The sequence below is a fragment of the Methylobacterium sp. Leaf456 genome (assembly GCF_001425465.1).
GTDB lineage: Bacteria > Pseudomonadota > Alphaproteobacteria > Rhizobiales > Beijerinckiaceae > Methylobacterium.
Map to the genome: position 1 here is coordinate 1 of NZ_LMQV01000018.1, position 24,014 is coordinate 24,014.

General features: G+C 67.5%; 24 protein-coding genes and 2 pseudogenes. 18 read left to right on the forward strand and 8 right to left on the reverse strand.

Translation table 11 applies throughout. The annotated features are described in order from the left end of the window. Positions 1-336: 336 nt before the first annotated feature. From ASG52_RS13025 to ASG52_RS27685, 5 genes are all read left to right on the forward strand, one after another. Positions 337-924 (forward strand): PRC-barrel domain-containing protein, encoded by a 588-nt coding sequence (locus ASG52_RS13025; protein ID WP_056243613.1) that lies wholly within the window; start codon positions 337-339, stop codon positions 922-924. Between the two features lie 240 nt (positions 925-1,164). Beyond that, the gene (locus ASG52_RS13030; protein WP_156383941.1) at positions 1,165-1,734 is read left to right on the forward strand and encodes a hypothetical protein; all 570 of its coding nucleotides are present in this window, start codon (positions 1,165-1,167) and stop codon (positions 1,732-1,734) included. Between the two features lie 46 nt (positions 1,735-1,780). Beyond that, a complete protein-coding gene (locus ASG52_RS13035) occupies positions 1,781-2,026 on the forward strand; it encodes a hypothetical protein (RefSeq protein ID WP_156383942.1) in 246 nt (81 codons plus the stop codon). Positions 2,027-2,259: 233 nt separating this feature from the next. After that, positions 2,260-2,631: a PAS domain-containing protein gene (locus ASG52_RS27680; RefSeq protein WP_056243620.1), complete on the forward strand. Its 372-nt coding sequence runs from the start codon at positions 2,260-2,262 to the stop codon at positions 2,629-2,631. After that, positions 2,628-3,215 (forward strand): PAS domain-containing protein, encoded by a 588-nt coding sequence (locus ASG52_RS27685; RefSeq protein WP_056243622.1) that lies wholly within the window; start codon positions 2,628-2,630, stop codon positions 3,213-3,215. Before ASG52_RS27680 ends, ASG52_RS27685 begins: the two co-directional genes overlap by 4 nt. Before the next feature lie 399 nt (positions 3,216-3,614). On the opposite strand, the gene ASG52_RS13055 is transcribed toward ASG52_RS27685, so the two are convergent. The 4 genes from ASG52_RS13055 to ASG52_RS27175 form a co-directional block, all read right to left on the reverse strand. Continuing rightward, positions 3,615-4,499: a cobalamin B12-binding domain-containing protein gene (locus ASG52_RS13055; RefSeq protein ID WP_056243623.1), complete on the reverse strand. Its 885-nt coding sequence runs from the start codon at positions 4,497-4,499 to the stop codon at positions 3,615-3,617. A gap of 150 nt (positions 4,500-4,649) precedes the next feature. Beyond that, complete coding sequence (locus tag ASG52_RS13060; protein ID WP_056243626.1) at positions 4,650-5,126, reverse strand: BLUF domain-containing protein; 477 nt, start codon at positions 5,124-5,126, stop codon at positions 4,650-4,652. 136 nt (positions 5,127-5,262) lie between these two features. Next, entirely contained in the window at positions 5,263-5,520 is a 258-nt protein-coding gene (locus tag ASG52_RS13065) for a hypothetical protein (RefSeq protein ID WP_056243628.1), read from the reverse strand. Positions 5,521-5,606: 86 nt separating this feature from the next. Continuing rightward, positions 5,607-5,753, reverse strand: coding sequence for a hypothetical protein (locus tag ASG52_RS27175; protein WP_156383944.1), 147 nt, complete (start codon positions 5,751-5,753; stop codon positions 5,607-5,609). A gap of 209 nt (positions 5,754-5,962) precedes the next feature. Here ASG52_RS27175 and ASG52_RS27180 point away from each other — a divergent pair, with 209 nt between their 5' ends. From ASG52_RS27180 to ASG52_RS13085, 4 genes and pseudogenes are all read left to right on the forward strand, one after another. Beyond that, positions 5,963-6,184, forward strand: coding sequence for a hypothetical protein (locus tag ASG52_RS27180; RefSeq protein WP_156383945.1), 222 nt, complete (start codon positions 5,963-5,965; stop codon positions 6,182-6,184). A 315-nt stretch (positions 6,185-6,499) separates the two neighbouring features. Then, a pseudogene (gene istA, locus ASG52_RS13075) lies at positions 6,500-7,621 on the forward strand (IS21 family transposase); the annotation flags it as partial. A 435-nt stretch (positions 7,622-8,056) separates the two neighbouring features. Next, entirely contained in the window at positions 8,057-8,221 is a 165-nt protein-coding gene (locus tag ASG52_RS13080; protein ID WP_286159035.1) for a ribbon-helix-helix domain-containing protein, read from the forward strand. Further along, positions 8,208-11,621, forward strand: coding sequence for a PAS domain S-box protein (locus ASG52_RS13085; protein WP_056243636.1), 3,414 nt, complete (start codon positions 8,208-8,210; stop codon positions 11,619-11,621). The genes ASG52_RS13080 and ASG52_RS13085 overlap by 14 nt, the downstream gene beginning before the upstream one ends. Before the next feature lie 909 nt (positions 11,622-12,530). Here the strand turns inward: ASG52_RS13085 and ASG52_RS13090 are convergent. Both ASG52_RS13090 and ASG52_RS27185 read right to left on the reverse strand, forming a co-directional pair. Next, on the reverse strand, positions 12,531-12,803 hold the full coding sequence (locus ASG52_RS13090; protein WP_056243639.1) for a hypothetical protein: 273 nt from the start codon (positions 12,801-12,803) through the stop codon (positions 12,531-12,533). 62 nt (positions 12,804-12,865) lie between these two features. Beyond that, entirely contained in the window at positions 12,866-13,015 is a 150-nt protein-coding gene (locus ASG52_RS27185) for a hypothetical protein (protein ID WP_156383946.1), read from the reverse strand. A gap of 329 nt (positions 13,016-13,344) precedes the next feature. Here ASG52_RS27185 and ASG52_RS13095 point away from each other — a divergent pair, with 329 nt between their 5' ends. Beyond that, positions 13,345-14,619, forward strand: coding sequence for a flavin monoamine oxidase family protein (locus ASG52_RS13095; protein ID WP_056243641.1), 1,275 nt, complete (start codon positions 13,345-13,347; stop codon positions 14,617-14,619). Between the two features lie 23 nt (positions 14,620-14,642). On the opposite strand, the gene ASG52_RS13100 is transcribed toward ASG52_RS13095, so the two are convergent. Continuing rightward, entirely contained in the window at positions 14,643-15,536 is an 894-nt protein-coding gene (locus ASG52_RS13100) for a LysR family transcriptional regulator (protein ID WP_056243644.1), read from the reverse strand. Between the two features lie 132 nt (positions 15,537-15,668). Between ASG52_RS13100 and ASG52_RS13105 the strand changes: the two are divergent. From ASG52_RS13105 to ASG52_RS13115, 3 genes and pseudogenes are all read left to right on the forward strand, one after another. After that, a pseudogene (locus ASG52_RS13105) lies at positions 15,669-15,995 on the forward strand ((R)-mandelonitrile lyase); the annotation flags it as partial. Positions 15,996-16,131: 136 nt separating this feature from the next. Continuing rightward, a complete protein-coding gene (locus tag ASG52_RS13110; protein WP_056243647.1) occupies positions 16,132-17,355 on the forward strand; it encodes an MFS transporter in 1,224 nt (407 codons plus the stop codon). Positions 17,356-17,411: 56 nt separating this feature from the next. Next, positions 17,412-18,188, forward strand: coding sequence for a glucose 1-dehydrogenase (locus ASG52_RS13115; protein WP_056243649.1), 777 nt, complete (start codon positions 17,412-17,414; stop codon positions 18,186-18,188). Between the two features lie 39 nt (positions 18,189-18,227). Here ASG52_RS13115 and ASG52_RS13120 read toward each other — a convergent pair whose 3' ends face one another. After that, the gene (locus ASG52_RS13120) at positions 18,228-19,121 is read right to left on the reverse strand and encodes a LysR family transcriptional regulator (RefSeq protein ID WP_056243652.1); all 894 of its coding nucleotides are present in this window, start codon (positions 19,119-19,121) and stop codon (positions 18,228-18,230) included. Positions 19,122-19,389: 268 nt separating this feature from the next. On the opposite strand from ASG52_RS13120, the gene paoA reads away from it, so the two are divergent. The 5 genes from paoA to ASG52_RS28355 are packed head-to-tail and all read left to right on the forward strand — an operon-like array spanning position 19,390 to position 23,905. Continuing rightward, positions 19,390-19,989 carry an aldehyde dehydrogenase iron-sulfur subunit PaoA gene (paoA, locus tag ASG52_RS13125; protein ID WP_056243655.1) on the forward strand — a complete coding sequence of 200 codons (600 nt, stop codon included), beginning with the start codon at positions 19,390-19,392 and terminating at the stop codon, positions 19,987-19,989. Further along, positions 19,986-20,936 carry an FAD binding domain-containing protein gene (locus ASG52_RS13130; RefSeq protein ID WP_056243658.1) on the forward strand — a complete coding sequence of 317 codons (951 nt, stop codon included), beginning with the start codon at positions 19,986-19,988 and terminating at the stop codon, positions 20,934-20,936. Before paoA ends, ASG52_RS13130 begins: the two co-directional genes overlap by 4 nt. A 3-nt stretch (positions 20,937-20,939) precedes the next feature. Then, on the forward strand, positions 20,940-23,159 hold the full coding sequence (gene paoC, locus ASG52_RS13135; protein WP_056243660.1) for an aldehyde oxidoreductase molybdenum-binding subunit PaoC: 2,220 nt from the start codon (positions 20,940-20,942) through the stop codon (positions 23,157-23,159). 23 nt (positions 23,160-23,182) lie between these two features. Beyond that, a complete protein-coding gene (locus tag ASG52_RS28350; RefSeq protein WP_286159036.1) occupies positions 23,183-23,500 on the forward strand; it encodes a hypothetical protein in 318 nt (105 codons plus the stop codon). A gap of 18 nt (positions 23,501-23,518) precedes the next feature. Further along, complete coding sequence (locus ASG52_RS28355; RefSeq protein ID WP_286159037.1) at positions 23,519-23,905, forward strand: dihydrofolate reductase family protein; 387 nt, start codon at positions 23,519-23,521, stop codon at positions 23,903-23,905. Positions 23,906-24,014 lie beyond the last annotated feature (109 nt).

The following is a 24,014-nucleotide window of genomic DNA, read 5'->3' on the forward strand; positions in this document are numbered from 1 at the left end:
GGAGGCCGCGAGTTGGATGCGGTCCGCCGCGGCGGGGCCGAGGTCCACGGAGACCATGATACTGGCCACGTTCATGTCGGCGCTCTGTCCTTGATCCTCAGGATCGATGGCCGGAAGGAAGCACGGACCGACCTGGGTCGGCCTTGATCCAGGACAAAGTCCCGAGGCGGCGGAGCGGTCAGACAGGAGGGGTGGACGGGGCGCACAGCCTTTGGGTGCCCGCCATCCCGGAAACCGATCATGCAACAGCCTGCCAGATCCATCGGTCTCTGGGCGGTCCTTTCGCTCTCCCTTATGGCCCCGCTCCGGGCAGCCGAGGAGCCGAAGGCTGGACCCATGGCGGAGACGGAGGCCAAGCCGGCGCAGGCATGCCTCGACCACCTCAAGGCGTTCGACGCCCGGATGGAGAAGGACGGCTACTGGCTCGGCGGGTCGGGCTACGGCTATCCGCTCGGCGGCTACTGGTTCKGCGGCATGGCCGGGAACAACGGCATGGCGATGGGCGCCGCCTCCGCGATGATGGGGTACGCGAACGCCCGCCCCGGATACGAGGTCCGGGTGCTCCTCTCCGCCGCCGACATCCTGGCGCGTCACGGCATGCAGCAGCCGTGCGAGGACGTGCTCGTCCAGATCCAGGCCAGCTACAACCAGAACAAGACCGGCATGCAGGGTTGTGACCTCCGGGTCGCGAATGCCCTGGGCTTCCGCAAGCAGGAGCTTTCCTTGGCGCGGCCAGTCGTAGGCCGGACCGCCGCCTTCCGCTCGGACGACCTGCTCGGGAGCGAGGTACGCACGCCGGGCAACGTGGCGCTTGGCAGCGTCGACGACATCGTCATGGGGGCGGATGGCGGCGGGATCGCTTACCTCGTTGTCGCCCGCGGCGGCGTCTTCGGCCTCGGGGAGCGCCACGTCGCGGTCCCGTAGGACCGGTTCAACGTCTCGCCAAACCTGAACATCCTTGTCCTCGACACGAACAAGGATGCCATGGACCAGGCCGCCCGCATCGTCGAGGGCCGGTTCGTGAGGGCGGAGCCATTCGCACTGCAGACGGCGAAGGCGGACGCCTATTGGGGCGCCGCCTCCAAGCCCCCTCATGTCGATTGAGCTCGAACCCATCGGCAGGCTCGCCCTGCCTCCCATCCCAAGACACGATTGGATCCCACCATGCGTACGATGACGGCCCTGACGGCGACCTTCCTCGTCCTGACGACGATGACCACGGCCATGGCGCAAGCGCCGATGGCGCCCGCCACGGATGCCGCGGCGACGATGCGGGAAGCCGGCCGCGAGGCGAACGAGGCCGCCGGTGCGGCCCTCGAGGCGGCCCGGCTCGCGATGCAGGCATCGAAGACGGCGGTGAAGGGCGCGCCGAAGCAATCCGCCGACATGATCGGGAAGTTCGTCACCGACGCCGCGGCAGCAGCCAACCGTGCCGAGGCCAAGATCGCCGACGCCAACCGGGCGGCGGGGGGCGCGGCGAATGCCTCGATGCGCAGGGCCGCGGATTCGGCACGGAAGTCCGTCGAGGCGACGCGACTGGCGGTCCGAAAGTCTCAGGAGGCCGTCGCGACCTCGATCAGCTCCAACATGGCGGCGATGCGCCAGGCGGCATCCGAGGCGCGCGCGTCCATCGTGAGGGCCGCCACGGCCACCGCGAACGCCGCACGCGCCGCCCGCGAGGCCGCCAGGACTACTTGGGACCGCGACATGGCGCAGACCGAGGTCCGAGGCTGACGGCGGGCTGACGCGGCTTCCGAACACCCCCTCCAGGAGAGCGGCCATGGCTACAAGCAAGATGGCACGGGCGTGCGAGGAAGCCGCGCACCAGCATGACCGGGCCGCCGCCCATTACCGGCATTCGGCCAAGAATCTCGAAAAAGGGGAGCACGCCGCCGCCGCGAAGGAGCGGGACCTCGCCCTCGACCACTCCGAGAAGGCCCGGATCGACGAGGTCGGCCTGCGCCCCGATGGGGTGGCCGATGACGGTCGGCCCCGGTCCGAGGCGGCCTGGCATTTCATGGGCTGACGCGACCGCGCGTCGGTTTCCTTGCCACCAGCGAACAGGAATCCCCCAATGGCGAACCCGAGTTTTCCCGAGCGGCCGAACCCGACGTTCCCCGACCCGTCGCCGGCGCATCCGCCCAATCCCGATCAGAGCCCGTTTCCCGAACCGCGCGGCGTGCCCGACTTCGGACCTGACGAGATGCCGCCCTCGAACGAACCGCTGGGCATCCCGGGCGGTGCGCCGCCGGAGATCGGATGACCGCCGACATGGAAGCTCCCCTGGCGCGGGGGCCGCCGTCGACGTGCGAGTACGAGGCATCCTGCGCCCACGCCATCGAGACTTCGCTCGGCATCCAGGGCCTCGGCATGCATCGCGAGCTCGACCGGATCGTCACGGAACTGGCCCGCACGGTCGACGGAGCGGACCCCTTCGCCGCCGCGGTGCGCGCCTCTCAGATGGCGATGGTGATCACCGACCCGCTCCATCACCACAATCCCATCGTCTTCGCCAACGAGGCGTTCTGCCCGCTCACCGGCTATACTCGGGACGAGACCCTCAGGCGGAACTGCCGCTTCCTCCAGGAGTCGGATACCGACCGCGACGAGGTCGGGCGCTACGGGTCGTGATTGACGAGCGCGTGCCGGTCGAGGTCCAGCTCCTGAACCGCCGGAAGAATGGCGGGGTGTTCTGGAACAGGCTGTTCGTCTCCCCGGTGTTCCAGGGCGACGACCTCGCTTTCTTCGTGGCCTCGCAGTTCGACGCCACGTCTGAGAAGGCGCGGCTCGATCATTTGGAAACCAACCGCAAGGCGTTGGAGCGGGAGGTTGAACGACGGACCCGCGACCTGTCGGAGAGCGAGGAGAGCCTGCGCTTCGTGCTGGAGGCCGGACGACTTGGTTCGTGCAGCCTGGACCTTGCCGACTTGCGCTTCGTGGCGTCTGAGACCTTCAAGGTCGCCCTTGGGCTCGACCCGGGCAATCCATTGAGCCGCACGACTTACGAGGCCATGATCCACGTGGATGACCGTGCGCGGCGGGACAAGGCCGTCGCCGCCTGCATCGCGGGGCACGGCGACTACGACATCGAGTACCGCATCGTGCCCCCTGTGGGCGAGGTCCGGTGGTTCAAGCTCCGCGGCAAGCCGTTCTATGGAGACGACGGGATGCCGTTCCGGCTGGCGGACGTCGCCTTGGATGTCACCGAGTGTTGATCAGCATGGGGTCTTGAACGCTGATGATCAGCGATTGTAGACACTTACGGTAGGAATCGGCGCCGAATGGTCACGCCGATTCATATCGCAAAGCCCGTGAGGAAGTGAAGCCCGGGTTATGAAACCCCTTCTGCTGGTCGATGGCAAGACAGGCGCGGGGCTGCCAGTGAAGCCGGCGCTCGGACTGCTTTGCAACGGCTGCACCTATTGTTGCGCGACCGAGCCCTGCGGGATCGCGCGGGCGTTCATCGGGGATGGCGACGCGGGCCCGTGTCCGGCGCTGCAATGGGACGGCGCGCGGTCCAGCTGCGGGATGGTCCTATGGTCTGCCACTACCTCGGCGCACCGGCCTGGGCGGATGCCGAGATCGGCGCAAGGAGGGGATGCGACAGACTGCTCTCAAGGACGAGCGGCCTGCGTGTAGGATAGCAGTCGCTGAGCCAGCAAGACGGCCGTCGGCGCATCAACGGCCGACGCGTCTGCTCCGACCTGCCTGACGAACTCCGGATGCTCTAGGAAAACCGGCCCACCGACCATGACACCGATCGAGGGGTTGCGCGAGGCTCGCCGCACGGCACGGATCGAGGCAGCCAACTGATCGAGGTGCGTCTCACAGCTAAGGGTCAGACCCACAACGCCAAACCATTCCGAGCCGACCAGTTCGGCAATCTGTTGGGCGCTGCAAGCGAGGCCGCTCACGACATTCCATCCGGCCTTGCGCAGGAACTGGTCGACGATCGCCATGCCGAACGTGTGCTGCTCGCCGGGCGCTCCCATCAGGAGAACGCGGCGCTTGTCGTCATACGGCGCGATATTCCCGTCCGTGCGGAACATGGACAGGAGGAACTGCAATCGGGCGAGGCCTGCAGTCACTTCAATGAAGTCGCACAGATCTTCGTCCCATAGGCGTCCCAGCAAAGCCGCGGAGGGCGCAAGCAGGTCGAGAAACAGATCGTCGACCGAGTAGCCCTTCTCCATCAAGGCCTTGAACGCAGCGACGAGGGCGGCGACATCCTGCTCGAGAACGAGGTCGGTGAATTCCGCGACCACCTCCGTGTCGAGCTTGGGCAGGGTGCCGGGCTTTGATGGGACCTCCGACCGTTCCAGCAGCATCAAGCGTGGGATGATTTGGTCTTGGATGACACGACTGAGAGCTATGGTTCGCTCGCGCGCTTCTTGAGCGGACCGCCGCCGTGCGTAAGCCTCCCGAGCTTCGGCAACTTCAGCAATCTCGGCCGTTAGAAAGTCGGCCCACTCATGGTGGGACGGTCCAAAATCCAGCATAGCCCCTCCCACGATCCAGGGTTGAGCCCCCAGTTGGTCATTCGGTCGTCAGCGCGACCATGCCAATGGCTAGCAAACCCGCAAACGACCGCGATGTCAAAGAGGGGCCTTCTCGGAGGCGCACCGATTCAGTGTCGGCAGTAGATCCGATCAACTTCGCCCAAGCGAATGCAGCGGCCCCGAGTCGATCTGTTTAAGAATGCGCATCAGCGTTTCTTTGTTTTTCTTGTTTGAAGAGCTTTCGAGCGCGTCTTGAAGTACTATGCGAATATCATCTGCCTCAACCCTTTCCATATCCCAATTTGGATAAAGACGCTCGCGCTTTTCCTCGCTTTGATCCAGTGAGACGATATCGTAATGGCGCGGATCGCGGTACAGGCTTGCGATTAGCTTCTCTATCGGAACAGCCGGTCCCTCAATCCACTGAAAGAAGACGCCGCTGCCAAAAACCATCACCCCGGTGATGCCGCGCGCGAGATTGTGACGCTGCGCTGACTCGACGATGCGCCCGACCTCTGCCTCGTCGACGCCGTCGGAGGCTCGGCTGCAGTAGACGAAATGATGAAGCGTCAGCAGCCCGGCTTCGTCCCACTCAGCGCCGCGTGGAATACCATACTCATCGAACATGGGCAGCCTCGCTCTGGTTGTGCTGGGCAGGTCGTTCCGTCCGACGCGCGATCAGCATGGTAGCGCAGTTGACCCGATTTGGAATTGGCTCCCGTCGAGCGGGCCGTCGCCTGGACACTGGAGGCGCAGGATCGGCCTAATCTGACTCCGATGCCAAGCTCCTGATGTTCGGCATAGTCGGATGTTCCACGACCACGTCTTTCTCCGCCTTGGCACCTCGCAGGCCGGAGGTTTTCGGATCAGCGAGTTGGAAAGCGATCACTTCATCCTTTGCGTTGTAGCGTTGGATCGCCTTGACGGCATCGCGCCAATTGTTCGACCGAACGGTATGTATCCGACTCTGCTCCTCCTCGGGCAGGCCGAACACAAACTCGTAGACGAAGGTCTTTGCCATCAGTGGCCCTCTTCACACTCTCTCGGACGCGCTCAGATAGGGCGTAAAGCCTCGCCGGCTCGAAAAACGCTGATGTTTGAAATGCGTCAGTTCTTCGATGCCTTGACGCTCGCGTCACCGCCGTGCTGGTCCGTGCCCTGGCCCGGCCGTTCCTTCGTCTCGCTGCCGCCAGGGTGCTTACGATCGTCGTCGATCAGCTCTTCGGCTGCATCGCAGTCTCGTTCACGATCCATTTTATCCGTCCTGCCAGGCCTGCTGTGGCTTGACCTCCAAGGATGATCCCGTCCTTTTTGGGCTTAACAAACTCGCAAGATAAGTAAATACCGCTGTGAGGTTGGGTCACAATCGGCGCTTATAATGCCCCAACCTCTCGGTTAATTTCTGTTGAAGCCTTATTGATTTGCAATCGGCCTAATCGTATGCGTTGATAAGCTTGGATATTGTGGCCGACCCGCAGGGCAGCCTGACGGGTGCGAAAAATCGGTTCCGACTGCGCGAGCAGCATGGCATTCTCGGCGCAGATAAATACCCACATCCACGACAGCCGACCGTTGCCGACCTGTTCGGCGTCGACGATGGCATCGGTCGAAAAGCATACCTTCATGCAGGCTTAACATTTATGAGCGGCGAAGGGTTCGTTGACCCCTGTCTTACGCAAAACTGAAGAGTTTTGCACATTTCGCTCGACCCTGCCTCGCCAATGGGTTAGCGTGTGCATAACTAATGAACGAAACTATGTACGAAAACCCGCCCCCTCGCCTGATCGGCTACGCCCCCGTCTCTACGGTCGGGCAGACCCTCGACGTGCAACTCGACCAGCGCCGCCGGCTGCCGGCTGCCGGCTGCCGGACGATCTTCCAGGTGTGTTTCGGCGTGCAACTTGGACCCCGTGAGGCGGGGGATCGGCGTCCAATTCTGACCCCCTAACCTCGTTCTCGCAGACTGCTCTCCGGTACGGCCGGAAGGGTGGTGCAGGGGGATGAAGGGCGTGGACACGATTGCGCGCATCCGGCGCGAGTTCTTCACCCGCGGTCGCGCGATCAAGGACATCGTCCGCGACCTGCACGTCTCCCGCAACACGGTCCGGAAGGTCATCCGATCGGGGGCCACCGCCTTCGCCTACGAGCGTGAGGTGCAGCCGCTGCCCAAGCTCGGGCCGTGGCGCGACGATCTCGATCGGATGCTGACCACCAACGCCGGCAGGTCTGCCCGCGAGCGACTGAGGCTGATCCGGATCTACGAGGCGCTCCGCGGGCTTGGCTACGAGGGCGGCTACGATGCCGTTCGGCGCTATGCCAAGACCTGGAAGCGCGAGCGCGCCTCGCTCACTGCGCAAGCCTTCGTGCCGTTGTCGTTCGCCCCGGGCGAGGCCTACCAGTTCGACTGGAGCCACGAGATCGTGCTGATCGGCGGCACGACCGTCACGGTCAAGGTCGCCCACGTCCGGCTCTGCCACTCGCGCATGCTGTTCGTGCGGGCCTATCCGCGCGAGAGCCAGGAGATGGAGTTCGACGCCCACGACCGGGCGTTCGCGTTCTTCCGCGGCACCTGCCAGCGCGGCATCTACGACAACATGAAGACCGCGGTGGAGACGATCTTCGTCGGGCGCGAGCGCGCCTACAACCGCCGCTTCCTGCAGATGTGCTCGCACTACCTCGTTGATCCGGTCGCCTGCACGCCGGCCTCGGGCTGGGAGAAGGGGCAGGTCGAGAACTAGGTCGGACTGGTGCGCGAGCGCTTCTTCACCCCGCGCGTCCGGGTGAAGAGCTACGAGGAGTTGAACGCGCTCCTGCTTGATGGGGTGATCGCCTACGCCAAGGCGCATCCTCATCCCGAGGAGCGCGAACGCACCGTCTGGGAGCGGTTCGAGGTCGAGCGGGCAGCCCTCGTTCCCTATGCCGGCCGCTTCGACGGCTTCCACGCCATCAGCGCTTCGGTATCCACGACCTGCCTCGTGCGCTTCGACAACAACCGATACTCGGTCATGGCCTCTGCCATCGGCCGCCCGGTCGAGGTCCGTGCCTACGCCGAGCGCGTCGAGATCCGGCAGGACGGTCGCGTCGTCGCCGAGCACGAGCGCGCCTTCGGCCGGGATCAAACCGCGCGTGGTGCCGTCGTCCTGGCCGTGATCGTCAGCGTGCCGACATCCAGCGCCAACTCGTCGACATGCACGCCTTCCGAAACCGAGGGCAGCGACGGATTCGAGATCGCCATCGTCCGGAGCCCTCGGACTCTCCGAGGATCAACGCCTCAAAAAGACCTCAGCACCGAACCTGCGGAAGAATCAATGTTCAACGCTGTTTGACACGCGGGCTGACGCCCGAACCACCGGACGCGCGTCGACACCGGTGATGGATCGGTGCGGGCGCGGCTCGGAACCGGTCGACCATCGCCGCCCTGGGGTCGACCCGACGCCGAGGCGGCGATCAAAGCATGCGACGACACGTCTGAGCGATCTGGGTGTTGCAGGTGCGACACCGGTCTCTCATGCTGCTACCGCCACCGGATGGCCGCCAAGCACTCCCGACATATCGCCTTGACCGAACCGCTGATCGCGTACGTAGAGGCTCAGGTCGCGAAGGGCGAGTACACCTCAATCAGCGAGGTCGTCAGGACGGCGCTGCGCCTCCTGATCGAGCGGGAGACGGGCAGGAACCATCGCGGGGCCGCGAACGCTGAGGCCGTCCATGACCGCGTCTGAGGAGGCCGCCCGCGATCCGGAACGCCTAGCGGCCCTAGACGGATACGGCATCCTCGACACGCAGGCCGAGCGGGGCTTCGACGATATCGTCCTGCTCGCCTCGCGGATCTGCGCGACACCGGTGGCCCTGGTCAGCCTCGTCGCCGGCGACCGGCAGTGGTTCAAGGCCCGGCTGGGGTTCGACCCCTGCCAGACCCCTCTGTCGCAATCGGTCTGCGCGCACGCCCTCGCGCGAACGGGCCTATTGGTGATCCCGGACCTGACAACCGACCCGCGGACCCGCGGCAACACCCTGATCACCGGGGAGCCCCACCTGCGGTTCTATGCCGGCGCCCGCCTGGAGACACCGGAGGGCGTCGCGCTCGGGACACTGTGCGTGATCGACGGGAAGCCCCGCCCCGAAGGCCTGACCCCGGACCAGGCCGAGGCCCTTGAGGCGCTGGCCCGCCAGGTCATGGCGCAGATGGAGCTGCGTCGGTCGATGGCCGCCCGCGATGACGCCCTTCGCAGCGCTCGGGAGGCGGACACCCGGCATCGCCAGATCCTCGACAGCGCCATCGACTACGCGATGGTGACCATGGACCTCGACGGCCTCGTCACGGGCTGGAGCGCCGGGGCCGAGGCGATCCTCGGCTGGTCCGAGGCGGAGATGTGCGGCAAGCCCGCCCGGGTGTTCTTCACCGAGGAGGATGTCGCCGCGGGCGTCCCCGAGCGCGAGATAAAGGCCGCCCGCGAGACAGGCCGCGGCAATGACGAGCGCTGGCACGTGCGCAAGGACGGCTCGCTGTTCTTCACGCTCGGCGAGATGATGCCGCTGTACGCCGACGACGGCGGGCATGTCGGCTACCTCAAGATCCTTCGGGATAGGACCGGCCAGCGCTTGACGGCGGAGGCGCTGCAGCGGCAGACCGACCTGTTGCGAACCGTCACGGACCACGTCAGCGAGGCGGTGTTCCAGCTCGACCTCGACGGAACCGTCACCTTCGCCAACCGCACTGCGCACGCCCTACTGGGGTGGGGGGACGGGACCCTGGTCGGGCAGGACCTGCACGAGGCCGCCCATCACCATCATCCGGACGGGCGCCCGTTCCCCACGTCCGAGTGCGGTTTCGTCGAAGCGATCCGGGAAGGATTGACCCTCCGGCAGCGCGACGCGACCTTCTTCCGCCAGGATGGCACGTCGGTCGAGGTGGTCTGCTCGAACGCCCCCGTCTTCGAGGGCGGCAACCTCATGGGGGCCGTCCTGACGGTCTCTGACGTCACCGGCCGTAGACACGATGAGCGACGCCTACGGGAGATGAACGCCGAACTTGAGATGCGGGTCGTGGAACGGCACGCGGCCGAGACGCGGCAGCGCTTCCTTCTCGCCCTCACCGACACGTTGCGCGAACAGGGCGGCCCGCGCGGCCGGATGCAGGCGGCGGTCGACGCCCTCGGGCGCCACATCGGCGCCAGCCGGGTCGGCTACGGCTTCGTCGGGGACGACGGAATGTCGGTCACCCTGGGCACCGAATACTTCGACGGCGTCGCGACGCTGGCCGACACCTACCCGCTCGACGCATTCGGACCCGGCAACATCGCCAATCTCAAGGCGGGCCGCACATCGGTCTATCCAGACGTCGAAGCCGATCCCGACACCGCCGGCCTGGGGATGGGCGCCTTCGGCATCGCCGCCATCGTCGCCGTCCCCCAGGTCCACGAGGGGCGCCTACGCTCGGTCGTCTACGTGAACCAGCGCGAACCGCGGGCCTGGACGGCGGATGAGGTCTCGCTGGTCGAGGAGGTCGCGGCCCGGATCTGGGACGCGGTCGAGCGCGTGCGCACGCAGGGCGCTCTGCGGGCGTTGAACGAGACCCTGGCAGCCCAGGTCGCCGAGCGCACCAAGGAGCGCGACCGGATCTGGCAGGTGAGCCAGGACATGCTCGGCGTCGCCGACGCGAACGGTGTCTGGGTCAGCATCAACCCGGCCTGGCATTCGATCCTGGGGTGGGAGCGGCAAGAGATCATCGGGAAGACGTCCGAGTGGCTCGAACACCCCGACGACCGCGAGAGGACGCGCGCCGAGGTCGCCCGGCTCGCCGCCGGCGGCCTGACGCTCGCCTTCGAGAACCGCCTCCGGGCGCGGGACGGCGGCTACCGCACGCTGTCCTGGACGGCCGTCCCGGTCGAGGGGATGCTGTACTGCGTCTCCCGCGACGTCACCCAGGAGAAGGAGCGCGCCGCCAGCCTGCTCCAGGCCGAGGAGGCCCTGCGGCAGTCGCAGAAGCTGGAGGCCGTCGGGCAGTTGACCGGGGGCGTCGCGCACGACTTCAACAACCTGCTGACCGTGATCAAGTCGTCGACCGACCTGCTCAAGCGCCCCGACCTCTCCGAGGAACGACGGGGCCGGTACATCGGCGCGATCTCGGACACCGTCGACCGGGCGGCCAAGCTCACGGGCCAGCTCCTTGCCTTCGCTCGGCGCCAGGCGTTGCGGCCGGAGGTGTTCGACGTCGGCCGGAGCGTGAGGGCCATCGGCGAGATGGTCGGCACCCTCACCGGCGCCCGGATCGCGGTGTCGATCAACGTCGGCGACGAGCCATGCCACGTCAGCGCCGACCCGAGCCAGTTCGACACCGCCCTGGTGAACATGGCGGTCAACGCCCGCGACGCGATGGACGGCGAGGGCCGGCTCGACATCGCGGTCGACGCCGTGAGCGTCCTGCCCGCATTGCGTTCGCATCCCGCACTGGTCGGCGACTTCGTCCGGATCGCGCTGTCGGATTCGGGCGCAGGCATCCCGGCCGACTTGATCGACAGGATCTTTGAGCCGTTCTTCACGACCAAGGGCGTCGGGCAGGGCACGGGCCTCGGCCTCAGCCAGGTGTTCGGCTTCGCCAAGCAATCGGGCGGCGAGGTCCTGGTCGAGAGCGAGGTCGGGCACGGGACCACCTTCGCGCTCTATCTCCCGCGCGTCGTCGCGGACGCCATAAGGGTCGACGAGGCCGTGGGCGAGGACGCCGTCGTCGACGGCCGGGGCGCCCGCGTCCTGGTGGTCGAGGACAACCGGGACGTCGGCACTTTCTCGACCCAGACCCTCCAGGAGCTCGGCTACGGCACGCACTGGGTCGGGAACGCCGACGAGGCCCTGGCGGCCCTCGCCGCCGAGCCCGACACCTACGACGTGGTGTTCTCGGACGTGATCATGCCGGGCACCAACGGGGTCGAGCTTGGACGCGAGATCGGACGTCTCTACTCCGGCCTGCCGGTGGTTCTGACCAGCGGTTACAGCCACGTCCTCGCGCAGGAAAGCGACCACGGGTTCGAGCTCCTGCAGAAACCCTACTCAGTCGAGGCTTTGTCCCGCATCTTGCGCATAGCGGCATCGAAACGGCGGCGACGCAGGCCGGCGGGGGAATAGGGCACCCGGTTTGCGTCATCCCATGCACGGATCGCGCACTCCAAACATCTGAACCCGCCTCAAGTCAGGTCCCCCCGCACTTCGCATTGAGCCGACCGTGGTGGCGGACGCCGGAATCCGGGTTCGGGCCGCCGACGTCGGTCCGCGAACCGCGATTGCTAGACGTTTGCCGAGAGCGCTTCGGTCTGAGTGTAAATAAGCGTCGAAGGTTCACCCCTCCCAAATACAGCTCAATGAGTTGAAATTTCAGCTGAAAATTGCTTGGAGGTGGGGTCACGATCGGCGCCGATCGTGACCCCACCTCTGTGTCGATTTTTGTTGATCGATGAAAGTGTTAGCTTCAATCTTGCCGGGGTCATGCTTCGAAGCCGATTCACATGCTGCCTGGCGGTGTGCCGGTCCATACTGGAGCCGACGCAGGTTCGGGGATCGGTGTTGCGGCGGCTCCGGTCACCGAGCCCGACAAAACGTAACTCGCCTGCGGCAGGAACGGCAGCTGCAGGTGCTCGACGAACCGGTTCTTGGGAAAGCCCTCTTCCCCGTCTTACAGCGTCACTGCAGCTCAGTGGTGATCGGAAGAGGCTCGAAAGAAGCTGCGCCACCCGAGCTATGGTGTGCTTGCGCACCTCACAGCACGCCCAGCGTCACCCATGCACGTCGTGCACCCAAAGGATGGGTTGCGTTGTACGCAGCAGCATCTACTTTTGGATCATGCGAGATCGCGATGGCGTCGCGGTCCCGTGCCCTTCGGGGCGTTTCCTCCCAAGACTTCGGGCCGCTCCCTTGTTGGGGCGGCCTTTTTTGTCGTCTGGGACCTGCGACATATACGGTCCAGACGGTACCAACAAGCGATATTTTGCAGGTTTTTAAATAATTGAGGGCCCCGGTTAGGGCCCTCAATTGCTTCGCTTACATGCGGTTCATCATACGACGGTCCATCCGCCGCTCCATCATTCGACGCCGATCCATACGGCGATCCATCCGCCGCTCCATCATGCGACGCTTCATCATGCGCCGTTCCATCATCCGGCGCTCCATGCGCGTCATCTGCACGGTGCTCACGAGGGACGGATCAGACTGAACCGTGTTGACAAACAGGGGAGCGGCCGATGCCGACCCGGCACTCATTGCCAACCCACCGAGCAGCGCCGCGGCGGCCAGGGTAAGGGTGCGCTTGTTCATCCGTTCTCTCCTGCAGAGACCGGCCAGGCCGGTCCAACCCTGGGGCAAGACAGAAATTCTATCTAAGTTACTGTTAAAAAAAGAAAACTACCCGTTTTTCGGGGTTCTGGACAAGCGCTGCCGCGCGCGCTGAATCCACTCAGGGCCCGCAGCTTGGCGACCAACTGGATCTGCCACGCATAACGCTGCTCGCTGGTCATCCAGTCGGCCATCGGGTCCTTCCTGTCCGGGCGCCATTCAAGGCCGCCCGCCGGCAGCCCACAAGGGCAAGCTATGCCATTCCGTAGGGATTCGTCCGACCCGATGGTCGATGGTCCCGGCAGGAATGAGGGGTTCCTCTGTCACCGACGACATGCAGGCGCGGTCAATGGATCGGACGTGAACACATGAAGAACACAGCCGGAGGGTCCAGTCCATCCGGCCAGGCGTCCCAGGCCACGCCTTTCGTGCTCCAGCCAGGTTGCGAGCCCCGATAAGGTCGAGGCCGCGCCAGCAAGCCCTGCCGCTTGTCCCGCGCGATCCTCGATCTCACCTTCGGCGCATGCACAACGAGTACGACGTCATCATCGTGGGGGGAGGCGCCGCGGGGATAGGCGCGGCGCGGCGGCTCGCGGCCCACGGCGCATCGACTTTGTTGCTTGAGGCGTCGGCGCGCCTTGGAGGCCGCGCCTTCACGCAGGACTTCGGTGGGTATCCGCTCGACCTGGGCTGCGAATGGCTGCACTCGGGCGACCGCAACGCCTGGGTTGGCATCGCCGAGGCATCAGGCTTCCCGGTCGACCGCAGCGATCCGCCTTGGAATCAGGCGCATCCCGGCATCGCCCGGAACGAGGACGACGAGCAGGCGGCCCGGACGGCGTTCGGCGATTGGGAGGAGCGGCTCCGCAGCGTCGTCCCGGGCAGCGACCGGGCCAGCGACGCCCTGGAAGCAGGTGGCGCCTGGAACGCCTATGTGCGGGCCATCGCCGGCTTCATGAGCGGCATGGCGCCCGAGCGGATCTCCGCGACCGATTACCTGGCCTACGACGATGCCTTGACGGGCAAGAACTGGAACCTGCCGCTCGGCTACGGCACGCTGGTGGCCGCCAGCCTGCCGTCCTCGACCGAGCTACGCCTGGCCACCCCGGTCGAGCGTATCGACCTGACGGCGGACGGCATCGCCGTCGCGACGCGCGCCGGCACCCTTCGCGCCAAGGCCGTCATCCTCACGGTCTCGACCGCGGTCCTGGCAGGCGAGGCCATCCGCTTGCCCCCCGGGACCGAACCTTGGCGCGAGGCGGCCGCCGCCCTGCCGCTCGGCCGCAACGAGAAAATCTTCCTTGAGATCGGGCGTGATACCGCGTTCGAGGCGGACTCCCACGCCTACGGAAACCTGCGCGACGCAAGGTCGGCGGCCTACTCGATCCGGCCCAACGGCTGGCCGGTCATCGAGGCGTTCCTCGGCGGCGACGGTGCCCGCATCCTGGAGGAGGAAGGTCCCGCCGCCGGCTTCGCGTTCGTGTCGGCCGAGCTGACCGGCCTGTTCGGCAGCGACGTGGCGTCGGCGGTCCGCCCGCTCGCGGCGACTTCCTGGAGCCGGATGTCGTCCATCGGCGGCGCGTATAGCTGCGCCCTGCCGGGCCAATCCCAGGCACGGGCACGGCTGGCCCGACTTTTCGAGGACCGCCTGTTCTTCGCGGGTGAGGCAACGCATCCGCACGACTTCACAACCGCCCACGGCGCCCACGACAGCGGTCTGCGGGCCGCCTACGAAGTTTTGGTGGCGCTTTGGGACAGGAGCCCCTTCGGCCGGCGAGGACCTCTCACCGCCGCGTGAGCGCAGACGGCCTGGTTGCGGCCTCAGTCCCGGTGGCGCAGGGCCTCGACCAGCACCTCGAACGCCGCCGATCGTCGGCGACGGCTCGGGTAGTACAGGTGGTAACCGGGAAACGGCGGGCACCAATCGGCGAGCAGCCGGACGAGCTCGCCCCGGTCGAGATGCGTTTGCACTTGGTCCTGAGGCAGATGGGCGATGCCGAAGCCGGCCAGCGCCGCATCCCGGATCATCGAGACCGTGTTGAACACCAGCTGGCCCTCGACCCTGACCCGGACCTCGCGCCCGGCCTTCTCGAACTCCCAGGCATAGAGACCGCCCTGGGTCGGCAGGCGCAGATTGATGCAGGTGTGGCCGGTGAGATCCTCCGGACGTCCCGGCGGCGTCCGGCCCGCGAGGTAGGCCGGCGCCGCGACCGCGGCCATCCGCAAGTCCGGCCCGATGCGGACGGCTTCCATGTCCTTGGCGACCATGCCGCCGAGGCGCACGCCGGCGTCGAAGCGCTCCGCGGCGATGTCCGTCAAGCCGTAGTCGACCGAGACCTCGACCTTGATCTCGGGGTGATCCGGCAGCACGCGCCGTAGGGTCGGCCATAACACCGCCTGCGCCGCGTGCTCATCGGCGGTGATGCGCACGGTCCCGGCCGGCTTGCCCCGCATCTCGGCAAGGCCCTTGAGCCCTTTCTCGACCGCATCGAGCCGGGGGCCGACCGCGTCGAGCAACCGCTCCCCGGCCTCGGTCGGTGCCACGCTGCGAGTGGTGCGGGCTAGCAGCCGGACGCCGAGGCGCGCCTCAAGGCCACGTACGGTCTGGCTGAGCGCCGGCTGCGAGACCCCGAGTTGCGCGGCGGCCTTCGTGTAGCTTCCGGCCCGCGCCACGGCCACGAAGGCGGTGAGGTCGTTCAGGCTCTCACGCAGCATCCATAAGCTCTGCTCATAACCTCATGTCGTTTCGCGCATCTAATGCGACCGACCTCCAGGCGCTAGCTCTCGCCTCGAACGACCGCGGCACCGTCCGCGGCCATGGTTGCCAAGCTGCCAAGGATCATCGCCATGGAGATCATGCGCGCCGGCTCGCGGCCTTCGGGCAAGGGGCCGGAGGACTGGTTCACCGGCACCGTCCGGGTCGACCCGCTGTTCAGCCCGATCGAGCCGGCCCGCGCGGGCGGGGCCCTCGTCACCTTCGAGCCCGGCGCCCGCGTGGCCTGGCACACGCACCTGCTCGGCCAGACGCTGATCGTCACCTCGGGCTGCGGCCGGGTCCAGCGCGAGGGCGGTCCCGTCGAGGAGATCCACCCCGGCGACGTGGTCTGGTTCCCGCCGGGCGAGAGGCACTGGCACGGCGCCGGCCCGACCACCGCGATGAGCCACATCGCAATCTAGGAGGCGCTGAACGGCAGACCGGTGACTTGGATGGAGAAGGTCACCGACGGCCAGTACGGCGCCTGAAACCTCGACTCGCGCTGGCCGGCCGCGCGATCCCGACATCGAACGACCAGGGAGGGGCGGCTTGCCCATGAACGCGAACGAGGTCTGTGCCGACGAGGTCGCCATCGGCGAGGCGGGTGCCTCGCGGGCACACGGGTGGAGCGCGGTCTTCGCCATGTCCCTGTGCGCCGCGACCCTCGTGGCGTCCGAGTTCATGCCGGTCAGCCTGCTCACGCCCATCGCATCGGACCTGCACCTCACAGAGGGACAGGCTGGGCAGGCCATCGCGGTCTCGGGTCTGTTCGCGGTTCTTACCAGCCTGTTCATCGCGCCGGCCACCCCGCGGCTCGACCGCCGGTCGCTCCTGCTCGGGTTGACCGTGCTGATGCTGGTCTCGGGGCTGGCCGTCGCCTCCGCGCCGAACGCGGCGGTCTTCCTGGGCGGCCGGGCCCTCGTCGGCATGGTCATCGGCGGGTTCTGGTCGCTGTCGGCGGCGACGGTCATGCGCCTCGTGCCGAGCGAGGACGTGCCGCGCGGCCTCGCCATCCTCAACGGCGGCAACGCGCTCGCCACGACGGTCGCCGCGCCGCTCGGCAGCTTCCTCGGGCAATACATCGGCTGGCGCGGAGCCTTCTTCAGCGTCGTGCCGGTCGCCGCGGTAACCTTCGCCTGGCTGTTCCTCACCCTGCCGCCGATGCCGAACCGGACGCGGGCAGATGCCTTCGCCACGTTCAAGGTGCTGAGCCGGCCGCGGGTGCCGTTGGGCATGCTCGCGGCAGCCCTGTTCTTCCTCGGCCAGTTTGCCCTGTTCACCTACCTGCGGCCGTTCCTGGAGACGGTGACCGGGGTGGACACCTCGACCCTGTCCCTCCTGCTGCTGGTGCTCGGCGTCTCGGGCCTGGTGGGCACCTCCGTGATCGGCCGCATCCTGCAGACGAGCCTCTACGGCTCCCTGGTCGTCATGCCGCTGGCGATGGCCCTGCTGGCGGTGGGTCTGATCGGGTTCGGGGCGTCGCTTCCCGTGGTGGCCGTCCTCCTGGCCCTGTGGGGCCTGATCGGCACGGCGGCGCCCGTCGGCTGGTGGACCTGGGTCAGCGAGGCCCTGCCGGATGACGCGGAGGCGGGCGGCGGCCTGATGGTCGCGGTCGTGCAACTCGCCATCACGGGCGGCGCGACCTTCGGCGGCCTGCTGTTCGACCACGCCGGCTATCGGGTGACCTTCGCCTTCAGCGCCTTCGTCCTGACCGGGTGCGCCGCGGCGGCCCTTCTATCCGCCCGCGGCGCCCGCCTAGCGACGCGTCCGCAACCCTGACCCCGGTGGCCTCCACCGGACGGCAGGAATCCCCCAACCAGACTTGAGGGTTTGAGATGAACCCGACCTACGACTTCGAGGGCCAGGTCGCCTTCGTCACCGGGGCGACCAGCGGCATCGGCCAAGCGACCGCCGTCGCTTTCGCCAGGGCCGGCGCGGACGTCGTGATCCTGGACGTGCAAGAGGACGGCATTCGGGAAACCGCACGCCTGGTCGAGGAGACCAGACGCTCGGCGCTGGCCATCCCGTGCGACGTGACCGACGGCGCAGCGGTCGGCGCGGCCGTGGAGCAGGCGGTCGCCCGGTTCGGGCGCATCGACGTCGCCTTCAACAACGCCGGCATCGAGCAGCCCTACGGCGCCATCGCCGACGTCAGCGAGGAGTTCTGGGACCGCATCGTGGCGGTCAACCTGCGCGGCGTCTTCCTCGTCATGAAGCACCTGGTGCCGGTCATGCTCCGTCAGGGCGGCGGCTCCATCGTCAACACGTCGTCCGGCGCCGGCATCGTCGGCATCGCCGGGCAGGCCGCCTACTCCGCCACGAAGTTCGGCATCATCGGCCTCACGAAATCGGCCGCGATCGACTACGCCAGCAAGAACATCCGGGTGAACGCCATCTGCCCCGGCATCATCGACACCGCCATGATCCGGCGCGTGGCGGAGGGCGCGCCCGACGGGTACGACAGCATGATCGCGCAGGAGCCTATCGGACGCCTCGGAAAGCCCGAGGAGATCGCGTCCGCCGTCCTGTGGCTGAGCTCGGCCGGCGGGGCCTTCACGACCGGTCACGCCATGGTCGTCGACGGCGGCCAGACCGTGGGTCTGGGCGGTTGACGGGTAATCCCATGCCCTGACGGCCGGCCGGCGGGCGCGTCAACCCCTATAGCGCAGCGCCTCGACGAGGAGCGTGAATGCCGCGGTGGGCTGGCGTCGGCTGGGGTAGTACAGGTGGTAGCTCGGGAAGGGCTCGCACCAGGCCTCCAGGACCCGCACCAGCTGCCCTTCCGCCACGTCGGCCAGGACTTCCTGCTCCGGGAGGTACCCTAGGCCGAGACCGGCGAGGGCAGCCTTGCGGATCAGTGAAAGGCTTGAGAACGCAAGCTGGCCGCCGACCTGGACGTTGACCTCCTTGCCGGCCCGCTCGAACTCCCAAGGGAAGAAGTCGCCGCGGGAGACGCGCGCCAGGTTGATGCAGCGGTGCCCGACCAGGTCCTCGGGCTTCCGGGGCTTGGGCCGGCCCTTGAGGTAGCCCGGCGTCCCGACCACCGCCATCCGCATGGGCGGGGCGATGCGGACCGCGACCATGTCCTTCTCGACGTACTCGCCGATGCGCACCCCCGCGTCGAAGCGCTCGGCCACGATGTTCGTCCGCACGTCCGAGGAGACCACCTCGACGTGGATCTCGGGGTAGTCGGGCAGCAGCCGCCGCAGGGCCGGCCACAGCACCGTCTCGGCCGCGAGCTCCGGCGCCGTGATCCGGATGTTGCCGGCGGGCTTGTCGCGGAACTCGGTCAGGGCGGCGAGCTCGACCTCGATCTGCTCGAACTGCGGACCCACGGTGCGCAGCAGGCGTTCGCCGGCCTCGGTCGTCGTGACCGCACGGGTGGAGCGGTTCAGTAACTGCAGCTCCAGGCGGGCCTCCAACCCGTTCATGGCGTGGCTCAACGCCGACTGCGTGACGCCCAGGCGCTTGGCGGCTCGCGTGAAGCTCCCCTCGCTCGCCACCGTGGCGAAGGAGAGCAGGTCGGTCATGTCCTGTCTCGCCATCACCCCTCTCCGACCGGACGCATCAGCCTGCCATTGCCGGCTGCTCGTACCATGCGGGCTCGGCGATCCATAAGCTGCGCTCATAGGCTTATGTGGAAACCGAGGGCTAATCGTTGCGGCCAAGCGCCGTACCTTGGAGCCTATCCAAGCTGTCCGGGTTGCCCGGGCATTCCCTGAACGATGTACGGCCTTCGGTCGGTCATCCCCCGCAAGCTCGGAGGCCGCGATGGGTCGTCCCGGAGACATCTCATTGAATCGGAGAGACCTTATGGTCGGAGCATCCGCCACGGCGGCTTTGGCCGCCACCCCAGCCGGCTCCCGCGCCGACGCGGCCCCCGCCGGCACGGATAAGCCCGTGATGGCGAAGGTATCGCTCACCGTGAACGGGCAGCGCCGGGAGCTTGAGCTCGATACCCGCACCAGCCTGCTCGACGCGGCGCGCGAGCACCTGCACCTGACGGGCTCCAAGAAGGGCTGCGACCACGGCCAGTGCGGCGCCTGCACGATGATCGTCGACGGATGGCGCATCAACGCCTGCCTAACGCTCGCCGTGATGCACCAGGGCAGCGAGATCACCACCATCGAAGGGCTGGGCCAGCCCGACGCCCTGCACCCGATGCAGGCGGCGTTCGTGAAGCACGACGGCTACCAGTGCGGCTACTGCACGCCGGGCCAGATCTGCTCGGGCGTGGCGGTGCTCGCCGAGATCAAGGCCGGCATCCCGAGCCACGTCACCGCCGACCTCACCGCGCCGACGCAGGTTACCGAGGCCGAGATCCGCGAGCGCATGAGCGGCAACATCTGCCGCTGCGGCGCCTACTCCAACATCGTCGAAGCGATGACCGAGGTCGCCGGGAGGCCCGCATGAAGTCCTTCACCTACGAGCGTCCCGGCACGCCCGCCGAGGCGGCCGCCGCGGTCGCGCGCACGCCGAACGCCAAGTTCATCGCTGGCGGCACCAACCTGCTCGACCTGATGAAGCTGCAGATCGAGACGCCGACCCATCTCGTCGACGTGAACGGCCTGAACCTGGACAAGGTCGAGGCGACGCCGGAGGGCGGCCTGCGCATCGGCGCGCTGGTGCGCAACACCGACCTCGCCGCTGACGCGCGTGTGCGCAAAGATTACGGCGTCCTCAGCCGGGCCCTGCTCGCGGGGGCCTCGGGCCAGTTGCGCAACAAGGCGACGACCGCCGGCAACCTGCTGCAACGGACCCGCTGCCCGTACTTCTACGACACCGCCCAGGCCTGCAACAAACGCCAGCCGGGCTCGGGTTGCTCGGCGCTCGACGGTGTGAGCCGGTCGCTCGCCGTCATCGGATCGAGCCAAGCCTGCATCGCCACGCATCCGGGCGACATGGCGGTGGCCATGCGCGTCCTCGACGCCACCGTCGAGACCGTCGACGCCAAGGGGGCCGAGCGGAAGATCGCCATCGCCGATTTTCATCGCCTTCCCAGTGACAGGCCCGAGATCGACACGACCCTGAATCCCGGCGAGCTCATCACGGCGGTGACGCTGCCGAAGCCGGTCGCCGGCACGCACATCTACCGCAAGGTCCGCGACCGGGCCTCCTACGCCTACGCGCTGGTCTCGGTGGCGGCCATCCTCGGCAAGGACGGAAGCGGCCACATCGCCTTTGGCGGTGTCGCCCACAAGCCATGGCGGGTCGAGGCTGCTGAAGCCGACCTACCGCGAGGCGCCAAGGCGGTGACCGACAAGGTCTTCGCTGGCGCCAAGCCGACCGAGGACAACGCCTACAAGCTGAAGCTCGCCGAGCGCACGCTCGCCGCGGCGCTCAACCAAGCGAGGGCCTGAGCCATGAAGTTCGACACCCCCGCCGGCCAGAACCCCATCGACCAGCTCAAGGTCGTCGGCAAGCCGACCAGCCGCATCGACGGCAAGTACAAGACCACCGGCACGGCGCCCTACGCCTACGAGCGTCACGACGTAGCGGCGAACCAGGCCTACGGCTACGTCCTCGGCGCCGGCATCGCTAAGGGGCGCGTGCGCCGGATCGACACCGCGGCGGCAAAGAGGGCGCCCGGCGTCCTCGCCATCGTGACGACCCTTGAGCATCCGCGGATGGAGCGCGGCATGATGAACGCCGCCTACCTGTTCGGCGGCGACGAGGTGCAGCACTACCACCAGGCCATCGCGGTCGTGGTGGCCGAGACCTTCGAGCAGGCCCGGGCCGCGGCCTTTCTGGTGCAGGTCGACTACGCCCCCGCGGCCGGCAAGTTCGACCTCGCGGCCGAAGCCAAGGGCGCCAAGCCCGTTCCGGGCGACAGCGGCGAGGGCAGCGGCGGCAACGGCGAGGAGCGGGTCGGTGACTTCGAGGGCGCTTTCGCCCAAGCCCCGGTCCGGTTCGACGAGACCTACTCCACTGCCGACGAGAGCCACGCCATGATGGAGCCCCACGCGACCATCGCGGCGTGGGACGGCGACAAGGTCACCCTCTGGACCTCGAACCAGATGATCGCCTGGGGCCATGGCAGCCTCGGCAAGATCCTCGGCGTGCCGAAGGAGAACGTCCGCCTCGATTCCCCCTACGTCGGCGGCGGTTTCGGCGGGAAGCTGTTCGTGCGCGCCGACGCAGTCCTGGCGGCGCTTGGGGCCAAGGCGGCCAAGCGTCCCGTGAAAGTGGCACTGACCCGTCCGCTCGTCATGAACAACACCACGCACCGGCCCGCCACGATCCAGCGGGTGCGCATCGGCGCGACGAAGGACGGTACGATCACGGCCATCGCGCACGAGAGCACGTCGGGAAACCTGCCCGACGGCGACCCCGAAACGGCGGTGAGCCAGACCAAGCTGCTCTACGCCGGCGCCAACCGGCTGACCGCGATGAAGCTCGCCCATCTCGACTTGCCTGAGGGCAACGCCATGCGCGCGCCCGGCGAGGCCCCCGGCCTGATGGTCCTGGAGGTCGCCATGGACGAGATGGCGGAAAAGCTCGGGATGGACCCGGTCGAGTTCCGCATCCGCAACGACACCCAGGTCGACCCGCAGGACCCGAAGCGCCCGTTCTCGCATCGGGACCTCGTCGGCTGCCTGAAGCTCGGCGCGGAAAAATTCGGCTGGTCGAAGCGCAACGCGAAGCCGGGCCAGGTTCGCGACGGGCAATGGCTCGTCGGCATCGGCATGGCGGCGGCGTTCCGCAACAACATGGTGATGAAGTCCGGCGCGCGGGTGCGGCTGGCCGCCGACAGCACGGTCACGGTCGAGACCGACATGACCGACATCGGCACGGGCAGCTACACCATCATCGCCCAGACCGCCGCCGAGATGATGGGCTTGCCGCTCGACAAGGTGGTGGTCCGCCTAGGCGACTCCGCCTTCCCGGTCTCGTCCGGGTCCGGCGGGCAGTTCGGCGGCAACTCGTCGACGGCCGGCGTCTACGCGGCCTGCGTGAAGCTGCGCGAGGCGGTGGCGCAGCGCCTCGGCATCAACTCGGCCGATGCGGTGTTCGCCGACGGGCAGGTGCGGGCCGGCAACCGCGCGGTGCCGCTCGGCGAGGCGGCGAGCAAGGGTGAGGTTTCGGCCGAGGACACCATCGAGTTCGGCGACATCTCGAAGAAGCAGCAGCAATCGACCTTCGGGGCGCATTTCGTCGAGGTCGGCGTCGACGCCTACACCGGCGAGACCCGGGTCCGCCGGATGCTGGCGGTCTGTGCGGCCGGGCGCATCCTGAACCCGAAGTCGGCTCGCAGCCAGGTCATCGGCGGGATGGTCATGGGGACCGGGGCGGCGCTGATGGAGGAGCTCGCGGTCGACACCAAGCGCGGCTTCTTCGCCAACCACGACCTCGCCGGGTACGAGGTGCCGGTCCACGCCGACATCCCGCACCAGGAAGTCATCTTCGTCGACGAGGTCGACCCGATGTCTTCGCCCATGAAGGCGAAGGGCGTGGGCGAACTCGGCATCTGCGGGGTCGGCGCGGCGGTCGCGAACGCGGTCTACAACGCCACCGGCATCCGGGTGCGCGACTACCCGATCACCCTCGACAAGCTCCTCGACCGCATGCCGGAGGCGGCATGAGGCGAGGCGAAGGAGGCAGGCCGATGCGCCCGAGAATCATCTGCCACATGGTGACGTCCATCGACGGCAAGCTGCATCCGAGCCGGTTCACCGTGCCGGCTGCCGGCGTCGACGCCGGACGGCTCCGCAAGCACTACGACGAGGTCTCCGCCAAGTTCGGCGCCCAGGGCTGGATTTGCGGGCGCGTCACCATGCAGGAGATCTCGAAGGGCAAGGCCCGGACGGTCACCGGGCCCGGTATTTCCTCGCGCGAGCCGTTCGTCGGCGACCGGGGGGACCGAGACCTCGCGGTCGCCATCGACCCGCACGGCAAGGTCCATTACGGGCAGAACCACCTGTAAGAGGACCATGCCGTCGCCGTGCTGTCTGAGGCAGTGCCCGACGCCTACCTCGCCGGGTTGCGCGAGGACGGCGTATCCTACGTGTTCGCGGGTCCGGACGGCCGCGACCTCGCCAAGGTGATGGACGCGCTGGGCGGGACCTTCGGCGTCGAGACCCTGCTGCTGGAGGGCAGCGCGGCCGTCAACGGCTCCTTCCTCAAGGCCGGGCTGATCGACGAGATCAGCGTGCTCATCCATCTGGCCGTGGATGGCCTTGCGGGCGTGCAGAGCATCTTCGAGTACCAGGGCGAGCCGGACGAGCTACCGGGGGCCGGACAGGCCCTCCGGCACATGTCCACCGAGATGCTCGAAGGCGGGATGGTGTGGCTTCGGTACGCCGTCGAGCCGAAGCCCCCGTCGGCCTAAGGGCCTAGAGCTGTTGCCGATCAGGTTGGATCGTAGGCGTCGTATCCGGCCGCTGCGAGGCAGTTGCGGCAGGCCTTTGGGGTGAGGCTGTCGAAGGCGGATCGGATTG

Coding starts and splice junctions, on each gene's coding strand:
- ASG52_RS13095 (WP_056243641.1), top strand. CDS start 13,345: ATGCACAACGAGTACGACGTCATCATCGTGGGGGGAGGCGCCGCGGGG.
- ASG52_RS27175 (WP_156383944.1), bottom strand. CDS start 5,753: ATGGATCGTGAACGAGACTGCGATGCAGCCGAAGAGCTGATCGACGAC.
- ASG52_RS13035 (WP_156383942.1), top strand. CDS start 1,781: ATGGCTACAAGCAAGATGGCACGGGCGTGCGAGGAAGCCGCGCACCAG.
- ASG52_RS13090 (WP_056243639.1), bottom strand. CDS start 12,803: ATGAACAAGCGCACCCTTACCCTGGCCGCCGCGGCGCTGCTCGGTGGG.
- ASG52_RS13085 (WP_056243636.1), top strand. CDS start 8,208: ATGACCGCGTCTGAGGAGGCCGCCCGCGATCCGGAACGCCTAGCGGCC.
- ASG52_RS13110 (WP_056243647.1), top strand. CDS start 16,132: ATGAACGCGAACGAGGTCTGTGCCGACGAGGTCGCCATCGGCGAGGCG.
- ASG52_RS13115 (WP_056243649.1), top strand. CDS start 17,412: ATGAACCCGACCTACGACTTCGAGGGCCAGGTCGCCTTCGTCACCGGG.
- ASG52_RS28350 (WP_286159036.1), top strand. CDS start 23,183: ATGCGCCCGAGAATCATCTGCCACATGGTGACGTCCATCGACGGCAAG.
- ASG52_RS13060 (WP_056243626.1), bottom strand. CDS start 5,126: ATGTTCGATGAGTATGGTATTCCACGCGGCGCTGAGTGGGACGAAGCC.
- ASG52_RS27680 (WP_056243620.1), top strand. CDS start 2,260: ATGACCGCCGACATGGAAGCTCCCCTGGCGCGGGGGCCGCCGTCGACG.
- ASG52_RS13030 (WP_156383941.1), top strand. CDS start 1,165: ATGCGTACGATGACGGCCCTGACGGCGACCTTCCTCGTCCTGACGACG.
- ASG52_RS13100 (WP_056243644.1), bottom strand. CDS start 15,536: ATGCTGCGTGAGAGCCTGAACGACCTCACCGCCTTCGTGGCCGTGGCG.
- paoC (WP_056243660.1), top strand. CDS start 20,940: ATGAAGTTCGACACCCCCGCCGGCCAGAACCCCATCGACCAGCTCAAG.
- ASG52_RS27185 (WP_156383946.1), bottom strand. CDS start 13,015: ATGGCCGACTGGATGACCAGCGAGCAGCGTTATGCGTGGCAGATCCAG.
- ASG52_RS13055 (WP_056243623.1), bottom strand. CDS start 4,499: ATGCTGGATTTTGGACCGTCCCACCATGAGTGGGCCGACTTTCTAACG.
- ASG52_RS13065 (WP_056243628.1), bottom strand. CDS start 5,520: ATGGCAAAGACCTTCGTCTACGAGTTTGTGTTCGGCCTGCCCGAGGAG.
- paoA (WP_056243655.1), top strand. CDS start 19,390: ATGGTCGGAGCATCCGCCACGGCGGCTTTGGCCGCCACCCCAGCCGGC.
- ASG52_RS13130 (WP_056243658.1), top strand. CDS start 19,986: ATGAAGTCCTTCACCTACGAGCGTCCCGGCACGCCCGCCGAGGCGGCC.
- ASG52_RS13120 (WP_056243652.1), bottom strand. CDS start 19,121: ATGGCGAGACAGGACATGACCGACCTGCTCTCCTTCGCCACGGTGGCG.